Annotated in this window: 15 protein-coding genes; 3 read left to right on the top strand and 12 right to left on the bottom strand. The window is 71.5% G+C overall.

The genetic code is table 11. The annotated features are described in order from the left end of the window. The first annotated feature begins 29 nt into the window (after window positions 1-29). Window positions 30-857 (top strand): LytR/AlgR family response regulator transcription factor, encoded by an 828-nt coding sequence (locus HNR67_RS25655; protein ID WP_312988036.1) that lies wholly within the window; start codon window positions 30-32, stop codon window positions 855-857. Window positions 858-894: 37 nt separating this feature from the next. On the opposite strand, the gene HNR67_RS25650 is transcribed toward HNR67_RS25655, so the two are convergent. The 8 genes from HNR67_RS25650 to HNR67_RS25615 form a co-directional block, all read right to left on the bottom strand. Further along, window positions 895-1,530 (bottom strand): SRPBCC domain-containing protein, encoded by a 636-nt coding sequence (locus HNR67_RS25650; RefSeq protein WP_185004775.1) that lies wholly within the window; start codon window positions 1,528-1,530, stop codon window positions 895-897. Further along, a complete protein-coding gene (locus HNR67_RS25645) occupies window positions 1,527-1,877 on the bottom strand; it encodes an ArsR/SmtB family transcription factor (RefSeq protein WP_185004774.1) in 351 nt (116 codons plus the stop codon). Before HNR67_RS25645 ends, HNR67_RS25650 begins: the two co-directional genes overlap by 4 nt. Before the next feature lie 39 nt (window positions 1,878-1,916). Continuing rightward, a complete protein-coding gene (locus HNR67_RS25640; protein WP_185004773.1) occupies window positions 1,917-3,020 on the bottom strand; it encodes a carboxylate-amine ligase in 1,104 nt (367 codons plus the stop codon). Between the two features lie 181 nt (window positions 3,021-3,201). Beyond that, the gene (locus HNR67_RS25635) at window positions 3,202-3,699 is read right to left on the bottom strand and encodes a hypothetical protein (RefSeq protein ID WP_185004772.1); all 498 of its coding nucleotides are present in this window, start codon (window positions 3,697-3,699) and stop codon (window positions 3,202-3,204) included. A gap of 128 nt (window positions 3,700-3,827) precedes the next feature. After that, the gene (locus HNR67_RS25630) at window positions 3,828-4,238 is read right to left on the bottom strand and encodes an SSI family serine proteinase inhibitor (RefSeq protein ID WP_185004771.1); all 411 of its coding nucleotides are present in this window, start codon (window positions 4,236-4,238) and stop codon (window positions 3,828-3,830) included. Between the two features lie 113 nt (window positions 4,239-4,351). Beyond that, the gene (locus HNR67_RS25625; protein ID WP_185004770.1) at window positions 4,352-4,798 is read right to left on the bottom strand and encodes a DUF6292 family protein; all 447 of its coding nucleotides are present in this window, start codon (window positions 4,796-4,798) and stop codon (window positions 4,352-4,354) included. Between the two features lie 158 nt (window positions 4,799-4,956). Continuing rightward, a complete protein-coding gene (locus HNR67_RS25620; protein ID WP_185004769.1) occupies window positions 4,957-5,304 on the bottom strand; it encodes a peptidase inhibitor family I36 protein in 348 nt (115 codons plus the stop codon). Between the two features lie 248 nt (window positions 5,305-5,552). After that, window positions 5,553-5,729 carry a hypothetical protein gene (locus HNR67_RS25615; protein WP_185004768.1) on the bottom strand — a complete coding sequence of 59 codons (177 nt, stop codon included), beginning with the start codon at window positions 5,727-5,729 and terminating at the stop codon, window positions 5,553-5,555. A 2,039-nt stretch (window positions 5,730-7,768) separates the two neighbouring features. Between HNR67_RS25615 and HNR67_RS25610 the strand changes: the two genes are divergently transcribed. Next, window positions 7,769-8,923, top strand: a complete 1,155-nt coding sequence (locus HNR67_RS25610; RefSeq protein ID WP_185004767.1) for a glycoside hydrolase family 88/105 protein — start codon at window positions 7,769-7,771, stop codon at window positions 8,921-8,923. Here the strand turns inward: HNR67_RS25610 and HNR67_RS25605 are convergent. From HNR67_RS25605 to HNR67_RS25595, 3 genes are read right to left on the bottom strand one after another with little or no spacing between them, the layout of a single operon-like run. After that, window positions 8,892-10,526 carry an isovaleryl-CoA dehydrogenase gene (locus HNR67_RS25605; RefSeq protein ID WP_185004766.1) on the bottom strand — a complete coding sequence of 545 codons (1,635 nt, stop codon included), beginning with the start codon at window positions 10,524-10,526 and terminating at the stop codon, window positions 8,892-8,894. The genes HNR67_RS25610 and HNR67_RS25605 overlap by 32 nt on opposite strands. Further along, window positions 10,510-11,121, bottom strand: a complete 612-nt coding sequence (locus HNR67_RS25600; protein WP_185004765.1) for a TetR/AcrR family transcriptional regulator — start codon at window positions 11,119-11,121, stop codon at window positions 10,510-10,512. The genes HNR67_RS25605 and HNR67_RS25600 overlap by 17 nt, the downstream gene beginning before the upstream one ends. A 19-nt stretch (window positions 11,122-11,140) precedes the next feature. After that, window positions 11,141-11,854 (bottom strand): STAS domain-containing protein, encoded by a 714-nt coding sequence (locus HNR67_RS25595; protein WP_185004764.1) that lies wholly within the window; start codon window positions 11,852-11,854, stop codon window positions 11,141-11,143. A gap of 170 nt (window positions 11,855-12,024) precedes the next feature. On the opposite strand from HNR67_RS25595, the gene HNR67_RS25590 reads away from it, so the two are divergent. Beyond that, window positions 12,025-14,316, top strand: coding sequence for an ATP-binding protein (locus HNR67_RS25590; RefSeq protein WP_185004763.1), 2,292 nt, complete (start codon window positions 12,025-12,027; stop codon window positions 14,314-14,316). Here the strand turns inward: HNR67_RS25590 and HNR67_RS25585 are convergent. After that, on the bottom strand, window positions 14,306-14,527 hold the full coding sequence (locus HNR67_RS25585; RefSeq protein WP_246492592.1) for an RNA-binding S4 domain-containing protein: 222 nt from the start codon (window positions 14,525-14,527) through the stop codon (window positions 14,306-14,308). The genes HNR67_RS25590 and HNR67_RS25585 overlap by 11 nt on opposite strands. Between the last annotated feature and the right edge of the window lie 13 nt (window positions 14,528-14,540).

Here is a 14,540-nt window from a genome sequence, read left to right as displayed (position 1 = left end):
CCGCTCTTCACCGCCATGGGGGTGTCCCGGTGCCTGATCCCGGCTCGCACGGAATCCATCGTGACGACCGGACCGGCCACGGGCCGCGGGTGCTGGTGATCGACGACGAGGAACCGGTGCTGCAGGACCTGCTGCACCAGTTGCGCCAGGACTCCCGGCTCGGGCCGGTGGACGGGGCCACCCACGGCCTGACCGCGTTGCGCTATCTGGCCCAGGCCACCGAGGCAGGCACGCCGCCGGACGCGGTGTTCCTGGACGTGCGGATGCCCGGACTGAGCGGGCCGGACCTGGCCAGGCTGCTGTCCCGCTTCGCCACTCCCCCGATGATCGTCTTCGTCACCGCGCACGGGGACTTCGCGGTGGACGCCTTCGAGCTGAAGGCGGTGGACTACCTGCTCAAGCCGGTGCGCACGGAACGGCTGGCCGAGGCGGTGCGCCGGGTGCTCCTCGCCCTGGAACAGCGCGCTGCCCCGGAGTCGCCGTTGCCGCCGCCGCCCCGGCCCGCCGCGGACGAGCTGATCTCGGTGGAGCTGGCCGGGATCACCCGGACCGTGCCGCTCTCGGCGGTGCGCTGGGCCGAGGCGCAGGGCGACTACGTCCGGCTGCACACCGCCAAGGGCAGCCACCTGGTGCGGGCGGCGCTGGCCACCCTGGAGAAGCGGTGGGCGGATTCGGGGTTCGTGCGGATCCACCGGAGCAGGCTGGTCGCGTTGCAGGCGATCACCGCGTTGCGGGTGGAGGGCGGCGCGATGACGGTGTGCCTGGACGAGGTGGTGCTCGCGGTCAGCAGACGGCATGCCGGCCAGGTGCGGGATCTGCTGGTGCGGCAGGCCGGGATCAGTTCGCGGCGGCGCTGAGCGCGCGGTCTCCCGCCCCGGTGTCGCCACCGTCCACTCAGGACTCCAGGTCTCGCACCGCAGGCGCGAACTGGGCCAGGGACACCTCGACCGCGGCGGCCAGTTCCTCCTCGGTCGCGGTGCCCGACTCGCGCACGGTCCGTTCCCAGGCCCGCACCGAACCCAGGGAGAAGGTCTGGCCCTCGGTGGAGTTGGCCGCGGCCACCGGGTCCGCGCTCTCCTGGCCTGCCAGGTACAGGGCCAGGCCGAGCAAGGCGCCGTCCCAGCCGGGGCCGACGTAGAGCGCGCCCGCGCCGCTGCCGGCCATCTCCTTCGGCACCGTGTGGTCCAGTTCGAGCAGGGTGGTCTCCGGCTCGGCGCCCTCGGTCAGGGTGAGGGTGACCAGGCTGACCGGGCCGCCGAAGGTGACCTTGAGCAGCCGGGGCGCCTGGCAGGTCAGGATGTCCCCGCCCGCGTTGCCCTCCAGCTGGAACGACCCGCCCTCGCGGAGGTCCCCGGACAGCGGCAGGAACCAGCGGCGCACCCGCTCCGGCTCGGTGATGGCCTCCCAGACGTCGGCGATCTCCGCGTCGTACTCCCGGCGCAGGGTCACCGCGACCATCTCGCTCTGCTCCAGGGTGCGGTTGCCGACCGCACGGTGGATCGCGGCGAGCTGCTGGGCGATGTCGATCATGGCTTGTCCTTTGGTTCGGCGAGGCGGCGGGCCCGTTTTCCGCGGGCCAGTTCGGTGGCGAGGGCGTCCAGGTGCTGGTTCCAGAATCCGCGGAACTGATCCAGCCACCCGTCGACCTCCCGCAGCGGCGCCGGGTCCACCGCGTACAGGCGGCGGGCCCCTTCGGCGCGCACCGTGGTGAACCCGTTGTCCCGCAACACCTTCAGGTGCTGGGAGACGCCGGGCTGGGAGATCCCGAACTCGGCGCGGATGATCGCGGTCAGCTCCCCCGAACTCTGCTCACCACTGGCGAGCAGCTCCAGGATCCGCCTGCGGACCGGGTCACCGAGTACGTCGAACGCGTGCACCCGGCCATCATCACGGCACCCACTTATATAAGTCAATACTTAAATGAGCACCGGCTCGTCGGACCGGACCACCTCCGCGGACAGGAGATCCAGCACCGCGTCCGGCCCGCCCGCCGCCGCCGCACGCTGCCGGTCAGCGCCGATTCCCCTGGCGCACAACAGTTCCAGCAGCCTCCGCACCAGTTCCAGGTCACCCAGTTCGGCCAGGGCCGGGCGGACCCAGTTGAGCAGTTCGGTGAGCAGGTCGGTGGCGGGCAGCCGTTCCTCGTAGATCGGGTGCACGGCCAGCCCGCGCATGCCGTAGCGCGCCGCCGACCACAGCGCCGCCGCGGCGACCTGCCCGCCCAGTGCGGGCGCCGGCCGATCAGCCTCCACTTCGGACAGTCCGGTGTGCACCAGCGCCCGGCTCAGCGCGGCCTGGAGCAACGCGTCCGCGGCGGTGGGCACCGCGTCGGCGACCCGGAACTCCAGGGTCGGGTACCTCGGCGAGGGACGCAGCAGCCAGAAGGTCATCTCCGGATCGACCAGCACCCCGCAGTCGACCAGGCGGGCCACCTCGGCGTCGTAGTCGGCGGCGGAGCCGAACCGCGGCGGCAGTCCCGATCCGGGGAACCGGGACTGGCAGACCGTCCGCCAGCTCGCGTAACCGGTGTCCCGCCCGGCCCAGAACACCGAGTTGCCGGAGAGCGCGAGCAGGGTCGGCAGCCAGGGCCGGACGTGGTCCATCACCGCAACCGCGGTCTCCCGGTCCGGCACCCCGACGTGCACGTGACAGCCGGAGACCTGGAAGTCGGCGGCGATCCCGGCGTAGCGCAGGCCGATCTCGGCGAACCGCTCCCCCTCGGCCAGCCCCGGCGGCGCGCCGTCCAGCACCGGCGTGCCGGTGGAGAGCAGCAGCAGCCCCTCGGCCCTGGCCGCCGCGTCCAGACAGGTGCGGGCCCGCGTGAGTTGCCCGCCGAGTTCGGCCAGTCCGGCGCAGACCCCGGTGGCCGCCTCGACCTGGGTGTTCATCAGTTCGGTGTGCAGGTGACCGGATTCGAGCGACGTGGCCCGGCCCAGCACCGCACCGGCAGCGCGGATCGGCCGTCCAGAGGCCGGATCCACCAGCAGGAACTCCTCCTCGACCCCGACTGTCAGCGTCATCGCACCCGGGTACCCACTCGCACTGATCCTCAAGACAGCACGGATCCTCAAGACAGGTCTTCCGGCCCGCTGACTTGCCCGGAGCTACCCAGTCCGTGGCCGGCCGGACGTGGACGCGGGGCCCGGGAGGTCGTCCCGGGCCCCGCTGCTCACTGCCGTGCGATCAGACCGAGGTGTGCGGTCAGACCACGAAGGAGCGGTCGAACGAGCAGTTCAGCACCCGGGTGTACAAACCGGTGCACTGCCGGGGAGCCTGCCGCCACACCTGGCCCAGCGGGGCGATCAGCGTGGTGGTGTAGCCCAGGATCTGCTCGGCGCCACGGGTCACCGGGGTGTGACTGGCGGCGCTGAGTCCCTGGTACACGTAGGCGAAGCCGAACCTCGGCGCGACCTGCTCGAGCTGGCGGGTCTCGGTGTAGAGCGCCGACTGGCCGGTCATGATCAGCGGAGCGCCGCAGTTCGTGCGGCCCTGGAAGGAGATCCGCACGTTCGCGGTGTCCGAGGGCCACTGCGCCCTGAGCTGGATGGTGCAGATCGTGGCGACCGTGCCGCTCTGGGCGCGGACCTGGAACTGGTCGGTGATCACCGTGTCCGGGATCGGGGCGGCGTTGGCGGACACGCCGGTGACCAGGGTGGTCAGACCGACGAACGCGGCGACTACCAGTGCGCGCAACCGCATGACTTTCTACCTCCGAAAATGGCGGCGAACTTACGAACGCTCACTATTAGGCAGCAGATCGGCGCCGCGGTCCAGGATTTCCGGTTGCGATCAATCGGGGATACCGCGCGTCTGTGTGCAAACAATTATCAGGGCTGGATGTCGAAAACCGGCCCGGTGGTCGCCTGGAGTACGCACTGATTGGCGTAAGTGTGCTGGAAACGAATCGGGCTGCCCTGCCAGTGCCCGCGGGCGGTGACCGTCACCGGCCGGTAGTCCCGAGGACAGCCCGGGTTCAGCGGATCACCGGGCAGACGCCGGAAGTCACCATTAGCCCTGGTCAGATCGGCGCAAGCCGGAACGGCCCGGGGGTGGTCGCCGCCGGGCGGCTGGCAGGTCAGGGTGCGGCGGTACGCGACCGGGGTGGGGTCCTCGCCCTGGGCGATGGTCAGCGTCAGGCGACTGGACTGCGCTGGTTCCGCATTCGAGGTCAGACCGGTCAGGCCGGTGACGCAGAACAGCGCGGTGAATGCGGCGGTCGCGAACAAGCGTTGGCGCATAGTGGTGCCTCCACACAGAAAACCGACGGGAGCGGTTCTCGCTCCCGTCGGTATACGCGTGGCGGATCGGAAAGCTCGCTGGTGAATCCGCGGTACCCACTGAAAGCAGCAATTCAGACCGTGTGCACGTGTTCCCGGTAGACGGCCAGACCCCGCACCAGGTCCGCTCGCGGCACCCGGCGCGGCTGCGGCGGCACGGGCTGCCCGAGCCGGTGCTCGCCCACGCGGACGTCCGCGACGAAGCCGAGCACCTCGGTGGGCGCGGGCAGCACACCGCCCAGGTGTGTCTCAGCGGTGAGGTAGGCCAGGATGATCAGTTCCTCGCCGGTGCGGGACTCCAGGGCGGCGTGCCAACCGAGGCGTTCCTCCCACAGCAGCGCCAGATCCAGTCCCGGGAACCGGTCGAGGCGCCAGTCCAGGGCCAGGTAGGCCGAGGCAGGCGATTCGGGGTCGATCGTGCAGGACTCCAGACCGATGCCGAGCAGCCGCGCGACCTCGGCGACATAGCCCTGTAAACCGCGGGCGAAGGCGTGGTCCGTGTCCATCACCGCACCGGTCATGGCCCCCTCTTTCGACTTGTCGTTCGACGTTCGTGTCCGAGGGGTTGACCGGATGCCCGTACCGCAAACCCTTGCGGTGGAGAACTTCCGTGGTCCTGATCACCGTTCGGGCCGGCGGGCGGCGCGGCCGCCGACACGAGCAGGTCAGGCGATCGTGATCAGTAGACGTAGACGCTGTTGGACTTGATCGGGATGCTCGGGTGACCACTGCCCGAGTCGATCGGGTAGGGCCGCCCGGTGCAGCTCCGGCTGGTGAACAAGGACGCGGTGCGCGCGCCGTTGTTGAAGCCGGACTTGGCCCGGCCCTCACCCCACCTGTGGTCGAACAGGTCGACACAGGTGCCGACCGCCGGGTCGAGCGCCCGGACGTTGAACGGGTTGCCCTGGTAGTTCTCCTGGTCCCACAGGCACAACGCACCCGAGTGCGGACAGGGGGAGTTCGGCGCCGCGGCGGCGGTACCGGTCAGCGCGGACCCAGCCAGCGTTGATCCAATCAGGGCCGTCACCGCGAACATGGTGAAGGCGAGCCGGGCGGTACGAGAAACAGACTTGCGCACAACGACCTCCAGACACGGCCCCGTTCCTGGGAACATCGGCGGCCGTTCCCAGGACGGGGAGTGGATTTCCTCGCTGCTGTGCAGCGGGCGAGGCAAGAGAGATCGCACCATCACCGACATGGGTGGTGGCGTGCAGTCCCCCAGGACCTCACCTTCGAGACTGGCACGAACCGGACCTCGCGTCCATGCCCGGAGAGTTAAGCACCGAAGTGGACGAATGGCCCCCAGACGGCGATGGACAGGCCGTGACGGTGCGCGGCGGCGACCACCTCGGCGAGTGAACACGCACCGGGGACACCGATGAGCGCGCGGTGCAGGTGGCCGAGGAGTTCGGCGGTGCCGTCCGGGTCGGGCAGCGGCCAGAGCGCTCCCACGACCGGGAGGGTGTCGAACTGGAGGGAATCGAAGCTGCTCAGGCGTCCCCCGGACACGACAACCAGGGGGCCCGGGACAAGGGGGGTGGGGGTGGGGGGACCCGGTGCAAGGGGGCTGGGAGCTAGGGAGCTGGGCGGCAGGGGGCTGGAGGTCAGGGCGCTGGGGGTCAGGGCGCTGGAGGGTGGGGTGCCGGAGGACAGGGGGCTGGAGGACAGGGGGCTGGCAGGCGGGGGGCTGGCAGACAGGGAACCGGAGACCGGGGAGCCAGGGACCGGAGAGCCAGAGAACGGAGAGCCAGGGGCAAGGGAACCAGGGACGGGTCCCAGGGACGGGGCACCCACCGTTCCCAGGGACCGCGCGCCTGGGACGGGAGGGTCCGGGACAGGGTTGGGCGGGACAGGGTTGGCCGGGACTGGGGCGCTTGGGACAGGGTTGGCCGGGGAGGGGACGGCTGAGGCTGGGGCGACTGAAGCTGGGGCGGCTGAGGCTGGGCTGACCGGGACTGGGCTGACCGGGCCTGGGCTGACCGGGACTGGGGCGTTTGGGACCGGGCTGACCGGACCACGACTGACTGGAGGCGGGCTGTCTGGAGGCGGGCTGACCGAGCCAGGGCTGCCAGGAACGGGCCTGCCAAGGACCGGGCTGCCCGAAGCCGGGCTGCCGGAGACGGGATTGGCTGAGCCGGGACTGACTGGGACGGCGCTGCCCGAGGCTCGGCTAGCCGCGCCTGGGCTGGCCAAGTCGGGGCTAGCCGGGGCACGGCTGGCTGGGGCCGGGCTGGCTGGGGCCGGGCTGGCTGGGGCCGGGCTGGTTGGGACCGGGGCGGCCGAGTCGGGGCTGCCAGCGACGGGATTGGCCGAGTCGGGAGCGGGTGAGGCGGGGGCGGTCAGGGCAGAGTCCGCCAGTGCAGGGTTGGTTGAGGCGGGGCTGCCCGGGACGGGATCTGCCGCGGCAGGGCCACCCGAGCCAGGGTCGACAGGGACGGGGCTGTCCGAGGTAGGGCAGCCCGAGTCTCGATCGGCGGAGTCGGGACTGGCCCCAGCGGGATACCCCGAGGCGGGCCTACCCAGGGCGGGACTGCCCGGAGCGGGATGGGCCTGGGCAGGATTGCCCGGGGAAGGGTCAGCCGGGGCAGGGGCGGCTGAGGCGGGGCGTTGGTTTGGGGTGGCGGATCGGTCCGGTGCCAAGGGCCGGTGGCCAAGCAGAACCGAGCTTCGCCACGGCTCGTCCGAGTCCAGGATCCCGTGGCAGGTCCGCCGCTCCGCCACCGGATCGCGCAGGTTGTCCGGGCCGTGCGGGCTCCCCGGCGTGGCGGCCAGATCCGGTGCCGGGTGGCCGAGCGGGACCGGGACCGTGGCCGGGGCGTGCAGGGGTACTCGGACCGCCAGGTCCAGGACGGTGCAGGCGGGGGCGCCTTCGATCAGGGCTGTGTGCAGGGGTAGGTACAGGATGTCGCCTACCGGGGCCAGTTCTACTCGGTCGGTGCGCAGGTCCGGCCATTCGGCCAGGACCGGTTCCCAGATTCGGCGGCCGGTGTCGGCCAGGGCGTGGGTGAGGAGGGCCATCCGGACTGCGGGGTCCAGGTCGGGGCCGGGGGCGGTGGCGGCGGTGAGGGCTTGGACGGCTTGGCTGACGGCGGCGGTGCTCAGGTCGGGCAGGTCGACGGTGCCCGCGATGGAAGCCGTGTCGCCGCCCACCGATTGGCGTACCGCGACCCCAGCGCTAGGCCCGGCCATCAGGTACAGCAGGGTGCGCCGGGCCGGTTCGGCGATCTTGGCTCGGCCCGGCCGGAACCACGACACGCCGGTCCTCCTCCACCTTGACTGTCCATTGTGGACACTTACTCGATCGATCTGGTCAGCCTTGCGCCGTCAGCATCGGCGAGGGTGGCCGAGATGCGCGACGGCCGGACACCTGATCGGTATGTGACGCGGGCTTTCCTGCCCTCATCGCCGCCCCATCGGGCAGGACCGTCACCTGTCCGGTCCCGGCCATTAGCTTTGATTACCGTGCTCCGGCACCGGTAGTTGTTCTGGGCATGTCACGCGGAAGCGTTCTCGCCCTGCTGCTCAGCGCCGCGCTCGCGGCCGGCCCGCTCGCCCCGGCAACCGCCGCTCCGGCAACCGATCTCTCCCGAGCCGTGGTCGATTCCACGATGCGCCGCCACTCCCCCACCACCCTGGGCGGCTGGGCCTACACCCAGGGCCTCTACCTGCACGGGCAGTACCTGGTCTACAAGCGCACCGGCGATCGCCGTTACCTGGACTACATCCGCGCGTGGACCGACCGGTTCGTCAACTCCGCCGGGGAGATGAGCATCCGGTTCGACAACCTGGACGCCATGCGCGCGGGCACGTTGCTGATCGTGTTGCACGCCGAGACCGGGGATCCGCGCTACAAGCGTGCCGCGGACCGGATCCGGGGCGCCTTCACCTCCTATCCCAGGACCGGTGACGGTGGCATGTGGCACAACGCTGCTCCTGGAAGTACGGGCTTCGTGGGTCAGCTCTGGGCCGATGGGGTGTACATGGCGCAGCCTTTCCTTGCCATGTACGGCAAGGCCTACGGCGACGAGACGTACGCCTACACCGAGGCCCTGGACAATCTCGCCGTCTACTTCCGGCACCTCAACGCGCCCAACGGGCTGCTCTTCCACGCCTACGACGAGCAGGGCGACACCTCGTGGTCGCAGAACCCGGCCAAACGTTCCGGTGAGCACTGGGCGCGGGCGATCGGCTGGTTCGGGATGGCCGCGGTGGATCTGCTGGACATCCTGCCCGCCGATCATCCGCGCCGCGGTGAGTTGATCGGGTATGCGCGCCACCTGGCCCAGGGCTTCGCCCGTTACCAGGACCGGGATACCGGGCGCTGGTTCCAGGTGGTGGACAAGGCGGCGGATCCCAGGAACTGGACCGAGACCTCGGCCTCGGCGATGTACACCTACCTGCTGTCCAAGGGAGTCCGGCAGGGGTACCTGGATCGCCGTTACCTGGTCAACGCCCAGCGCGGCTACCGCGGGGTGCTGGCCAAGGTGGTGCTGGACGCACGTGGGGTGGCCGATGTGCAGGACATCGTGGAGGGCACCGGGGTGGGCAACGCCGAGTACTACTACCAGCGCAAGCGGATCACCAACGATCCGCACGGCCTCGGCGCGTTCCTGATCATGAACGAACAGCTCGCCCACGGTCGATGATCGCCTTGACGTCCAGGCCGGCCGGCAGGGTGCCGAAGGCGTGGCCCCAGTCCCCGGCCAGCCTGCTCGCGCAGAACGCCTCGGCCACCGCCGGGCTGCCGTGCCGGAGGAGCTGAACTCCCTGTAGCAGCAACGCCATCCGCTCCACCACGCGCCGGGCGCGGGCCTCGATGTCGGTGAGGTCCGTCAGCTCGGCGCGTACCTTGTCGGCGAAGGCGTCCAGGCGGGGGTCCAGGCCGTGTGCGGTGTCCACCTCGGTGAAGAAGGCCCGCACGGTCTCGGGCTGGCGGCCCATGGCGCGCAACGCGTCCAGCGCGGCCACGTTGCCCGAGCCCTCCCAGATGGAGAGCAGCGGGGCCTCGCGGTAGAGCCGGGGCATGCCGGACTCCTCCACGTACCCGTTGCCGCCCAGGCATTCCAGGGCTTCGGCGGCGTGTGCGGGGCCGCGTTTGCACAGCCAGTACTTGGCCACGGCCAGCCCGATCCGGCGGAAGTTCGCCTCCTGCTCGTCGCCGCGCTGGGCCCGGTCGGTGGCCCCGGCCAGTCGCAGCGCCAGGCTGGTGGCGGCCTCGGACTCGACCACCAGGTCGGCCAGCACGGTGGCCATCAGCGGCTGGTCGACCAGGGCTTTGCCGAAGGCCCAGCGGTGGGTGGCGTGGTGCACGGCCTGGACCACCGCGGCGCGCATCCCGGCCGCCGCGCCCAGGCAGCAGTCCAGGCGGGTCATGTTGACCATCTCGATGATGGTGCGGACCCCTCGGCCCTCCTCGCCGACCAGCCAGCCCACCGCCTGGTCGTACTCGATCTCGGCAGAGGCGTTGGACTTGTTGCCCAGCTTGTCCTTGAGCCGCTGCAACTGGATCCGGTTGCGGGATCCGTCCGGCAGCACCCTGGGCAGCACGAAGCAGGACAGGCCGCCGGGGGCCTGGGCCAGGGTGAGGAACAGGTCCGACATGGGCGCGCTGGTGAACCACTTGTGTCCCACCAGGCTGTACTCGCCGCCGCCGGACGGGGTGGCCCTGGTGGTGTTGGCGCGGACGTCGGAGCCGCCCTGCTTCTCCGTCATCGACATGCCCGCGATCAGCCCGCGCTTGCCGGAGGGCTCGCGCAGCCCGAAGTCGTAGACGGACGCGGAGAGCAGTGGTTCGTAGCGGGCGGCCAGTTCGGGGGTGGCGCGCAGGGCGGGCACCGCGGCGTAGGTCATCGAGATCGGGCAGCCGTGCCCGGCCTCGACCTGGCTCCAGGCCAGGAACTTGGCCGCGCGGGCCACGTGCGCGCCGGGCCGCTGGTCAGTCCACGGGGCGGCGTGCAGGCCGTGGCCGACCGCGACGGTCATCAGCTGGTGCCAGGCCGGGTGGAACTCGACCTCGTCCACGCGGTGCCCGTAGCGGTCGTGCGTGCGCAGCACCGGCGGGTGCTCCTCGGCCTGGCGGCCCCACTCCTGGGCCTGTGCGCTGCCGGCCAGCTCGCCCAGTTCCCGCAGCCCGGGTTCGGCCCAGCCCGCGCCCTCCCGGTGCAGTGCTTCCAGCAGTGCCGGGTCGGCGGCGGTGTCGTGGCCGGTCAGCGGCGGGACCTGGTTGGTGACCTCATGGGTGGACGGCATCGTCGGCTCCGATCGCGCGCAGGCAGAAGGAGATCAGGTTCGGGATGGTGTCCGGGTCGGCGTGGCCAGCCGCGAGCGGTCCGACCAGGACCTCGCCGACCGCGCCGACCAGTGCGGCCGCGGTGACCGCCGGGTTCTGCGGCGGCAGCTCGCCGCGCCGGACCGCCTGGTCCAGGACCTCGGCCACGATGTCCCGGAAGGCGAGCCGGAAGCGCAGCCGCTCCCGTTCCACCGCGGCGTCGATGGGTTCGGCCAGCAGCGCGTAGGCCAGCCGGGGCGCCTTGAGCGCGCGGCCGGCGAAGGTCTCCACCACCGCGATCACCCCGGCGCGATGGTCAGGGGCGGCCAGCACCGCCTGCGCCACCGCCTCGACCTCGTGCCGCACCACCACGCGGAAGGCCTCGGCGAGCAGGTCGGCCTTGTTCGGGAAGTGCAGATACACCGAACCCGCCGCGACCCCGGCCCGTTTGGCCACGGCCGCGATCGAGCACCCGGCGTACCCGGTCTCGGCCAGGAGTTCCCTGGTCACGCCGAGAACGCGGTCCCTGGTCGCGGCGCGGCGCGCGTCGACCCCGGGGGTGCGTCGGTAGGCCATGCAAGGAGTGAACCGCGATTCAGTCCTTCACGCAAGCCAGTCCCAGCGAGGTCCACACGACCACGCCGCCGTCCCCGGTCGGGGTGTGCCCGGAGACCGTGTCCCGCCAGGCGGGCACCGCCAGCGCGGCCTCACCGCGCAGCAGGCCGCGCACCGAGACCACCATCCGCTGCACGTCGGTCCAGAACTGCAGCGTCACGCACTCCCCTCGCTCGGCGGCGATGTGCGCGATCAGGTCCGCGGCCACCGGCGGCAGCACCTGGGTGAGTCCCGGCAGCCGCCAGCTGTGGCAGACCTGCTCGGCCGCGGCCCTGGCCAGCAACTCCCCCGAGGGCGAGGCGGGCACCGGTAGTCGCAGTCGCCGGGCGCGCGGACCGGTGTCCAGCGCGGCCATCGCCTCGGCCATGCTCTGGCAGGCCAGCACCCGCTCCGGCAGCCCGGCCGCGGCGAAGATCATCCGCACCGGTGTACTGGTGATCACCAGCAGCACCGGCACGCCGGGCCACTCGGCGGTCTCGGCCGCGACCACGTCGAAGACCACCAGCAGCGCCGGCGAGACCACCTTGATCTCGCCCAGCTCCACGATGATCGCCCGCGGCCGCTCCACCGCCAGCCCCAGTAGTAGCTCGCGTACCTCGTAACACGCGATCCGGTCCAGCTCGCCGCTGAGCCCGACGACCCGTACCCGCGCCTCGTCCCGAACCTCGACATCCAGAAAACCGGTGCCGTCCACCGGGCGCCTCCTGTGAGTTGCCCTGCCTTGAGGTACCGGAACGGTCACACGGAGTCGCCGCCCGGCACATCGGGAGTACTACTGCATTTTGTGTTATTTGCAGTTTGCATGTGTCTGGAACCAACCACAACAAGATGATCTTCTACGGAGAGTGCCGTAATGTGCACGCAATGTCCTCGGCGGCACCGCTGCGCAACCTGCCGGTCGACATGACCAGTTTCATCGACCGCACCCGCGAGGCGGCCAGGGCCAGGCAACTCCTGCACGACCACCGCCTGGTCACATTGACCGGACCGGGTGGGGTGGGCAAGAGCAGGCTCGCGGTACGGGTGGCCGGACAGGCCAGGCGGGCCTACCCCGACGGCGTGTGGCACGTCGAACTGGCGCCACTGGACGACCCCCGGCTGCTCGCCCAGACCGTGGCCGACCGGCTCGGCGGCGCCGAACGCTCCACCCGCCCGCCCCTGGAGGCCATGCGGGAGTTCCTGCGCACCCGGCGGCTGCTGCTGGTGCTGGACAACTGCGAACACCTCATCGCCGCCTGCGCCGAACTGGTCAGCGCGCTGCTGGCCTGGGCGCCCGGCCTGACCGTGCTGGCCACCGGCCGCCAGGGCCTTGGCATCGACGGCGAACACCTGCTGCCGGTGCCACCGCTGACCGTGCCCCCCGGCGACCGGCGGCTCACCCTCACCGAGTTACGCGACTTCGGCTCGGTCCGGCTGCTGCTCGCCCGCGGCGGACTCGCCGCGACCCCGGTCAACCGGGAGGCCATCGCCCAGCTCTGCCGACGCCTGGAAGGCATTCCCCTGGCGATCGAACTGGCCGCGGCCCGACTGCCCGGCAGTGGCCCCGAGGAACTCCTCGATCGCCTGGACCAGCGGTTCGAGGTGCTCATCGCCGGCGGCGGCACCGTGCCAAGGCAGCAGACCATGCTGGCCACCGTGGAGTGGAGCTTCGGCCTGTGCTCCCCGGCCGAACGCATCCTGTGGGAGCGGCTCTCGGTGTGCGCGGGCGGATTCGACCTGGCCGCCGCCGAACACCTCGCCACCGGCCCCGACCTGACCCGCGCCGAGGTACTGGACGCGCTGACCGGGCTGGTCGACAAATCGGTGGTGACCAAGGACAGCGACGGGCACCGGGCCCGCTACCGGATGCTGGAGACCATCCGCCAGTACGGCCGGGACCGGCTGCTGGCCAAGGCCGAACTCACCGGCTGGCGGCGCAGGCACCGGGACCACTACCTGGCCATGGCCCTGGAGTTCCGGGCCAGCTGGCACGGCCCCGACCAGGCCCGCTGGAGCCGGCGCTGCGACGCCGACCTGGCCAACGTGCGGGCGGCGCTGGAATTCAGCCTGTCCGAGCCGGGAGAGGCGCCCGAGGCACTGCGCCTGGTGGCCGCGCTCGGCTGGTACTGGGCGGCCTGCGGCGCCACCCAGGAAGGCCAGCTCTGGCTGAACCGGTGCCTGGCCGCCGCGCCCGAACCCACCGAGTGGCGGGCCACCGCGCTGTGGATCGCCGCGCAGACCGCGGTGGTGCGCGGCGACCTGGAGACCGCGACCCGGCGGGTCGAGGAATGCGCGGAGCTGGCCGGGAAACTGGACTCGGCGGCCACGCTGGCCTATGCGATCCAGTATCAGGCCACCCTGGCGATGTACCAGGGCGAGACCACCAAGGCACTCGCCCTCTACCGGGAAGCCACCGACCGGCACCGGCGGGAGGGCGACGAGCTGGCCATCTGCCTGACCCTGGCCCAGGCCGCGCTGTGCCACTGCCTGCGCGCCGACCCCGCGCAGGACGACCTGACCGCGGCGATCGCGCTGTGCCGGGAGTCCACCGCCGCCGCCGGCGCGGTCGGCGAGGTGTGGCTGCGGTCCTGGGGGCAGACGTTGATGGCCCTGGCGCTGTGGCTCTCCGGGCGACCGGCGGACGCGGCGCCGTTGCTGCTGGAGAGCATCCGGGCCAAACGCACCTTCGCCGACCGGTTCGGGCTGAGCATGAGCCTGGAGGTGCTGGTGTGGAGTGCCGCGGCCACCGGCCGACCCGCCGAGGCCGCCTGCCTGACCGGGGCGGTGGAGTCGATGCTGACCCCGGTCGGCACCAGCTTCTTCACCATCGACATCATGGCGGGCTACCGCGCCGAGGCCACCGCGCGGATCCGGAAGTCCTTGTCCGCCAAGGAGTTCGACGCGGCCCGGCGGCGCGGGCTGCGGTTCGACCTGGCCCAGGCGGTGGCCTACGCCGAGGAGCTGCTCACCACCTCACCAGCCCCGCAGGCGCTGACCCGGCGGCAGCTGGAGGTGGCCGAACTGGTCGCGCAGGGGTTGAGCAACAAGGAGATCGCCCGCGAGCTGACCATCGCGCAACGCACCGCGGAGGCGCATCTGGAGCACATCCTGGCCCGGCTGGGACTGCGGTCGCGGTCCCAGGTGGCGGCCTGGGTGGCCCAGCGGGTCAGGCGGTGATCACCCTGGCCTTGTTCTCCCCCACCGCGACCACGTCACCGTCGTGCAGCTGGGCGCCGCGCCGGGTCTCCACGCGCCCGTTCACGGTGACCTCCTCCTCCTCGATCAACGTCTTCGCCTCGCCGCCGTCCTCGGCCAGCCCGGCCAGTTTGAGGAACTGACCGAGCCGGATCATGTCGTCGCGGATCTCCACCGTGCGGATGCTGCCCATGGACCGAATCATC

It is taken from the genome of Crossiella cryophila, assembly GCF_014204915.1.
GTDB lineage: Bacteria > Actinomycetota > Actinomycetes > Mycobacteriales > Pseudonocardiaceae > Crossiella > Crossiella cryophila.
This window is presented reverse-complemented; position numbering and strand designations above follow the sequence as displayed.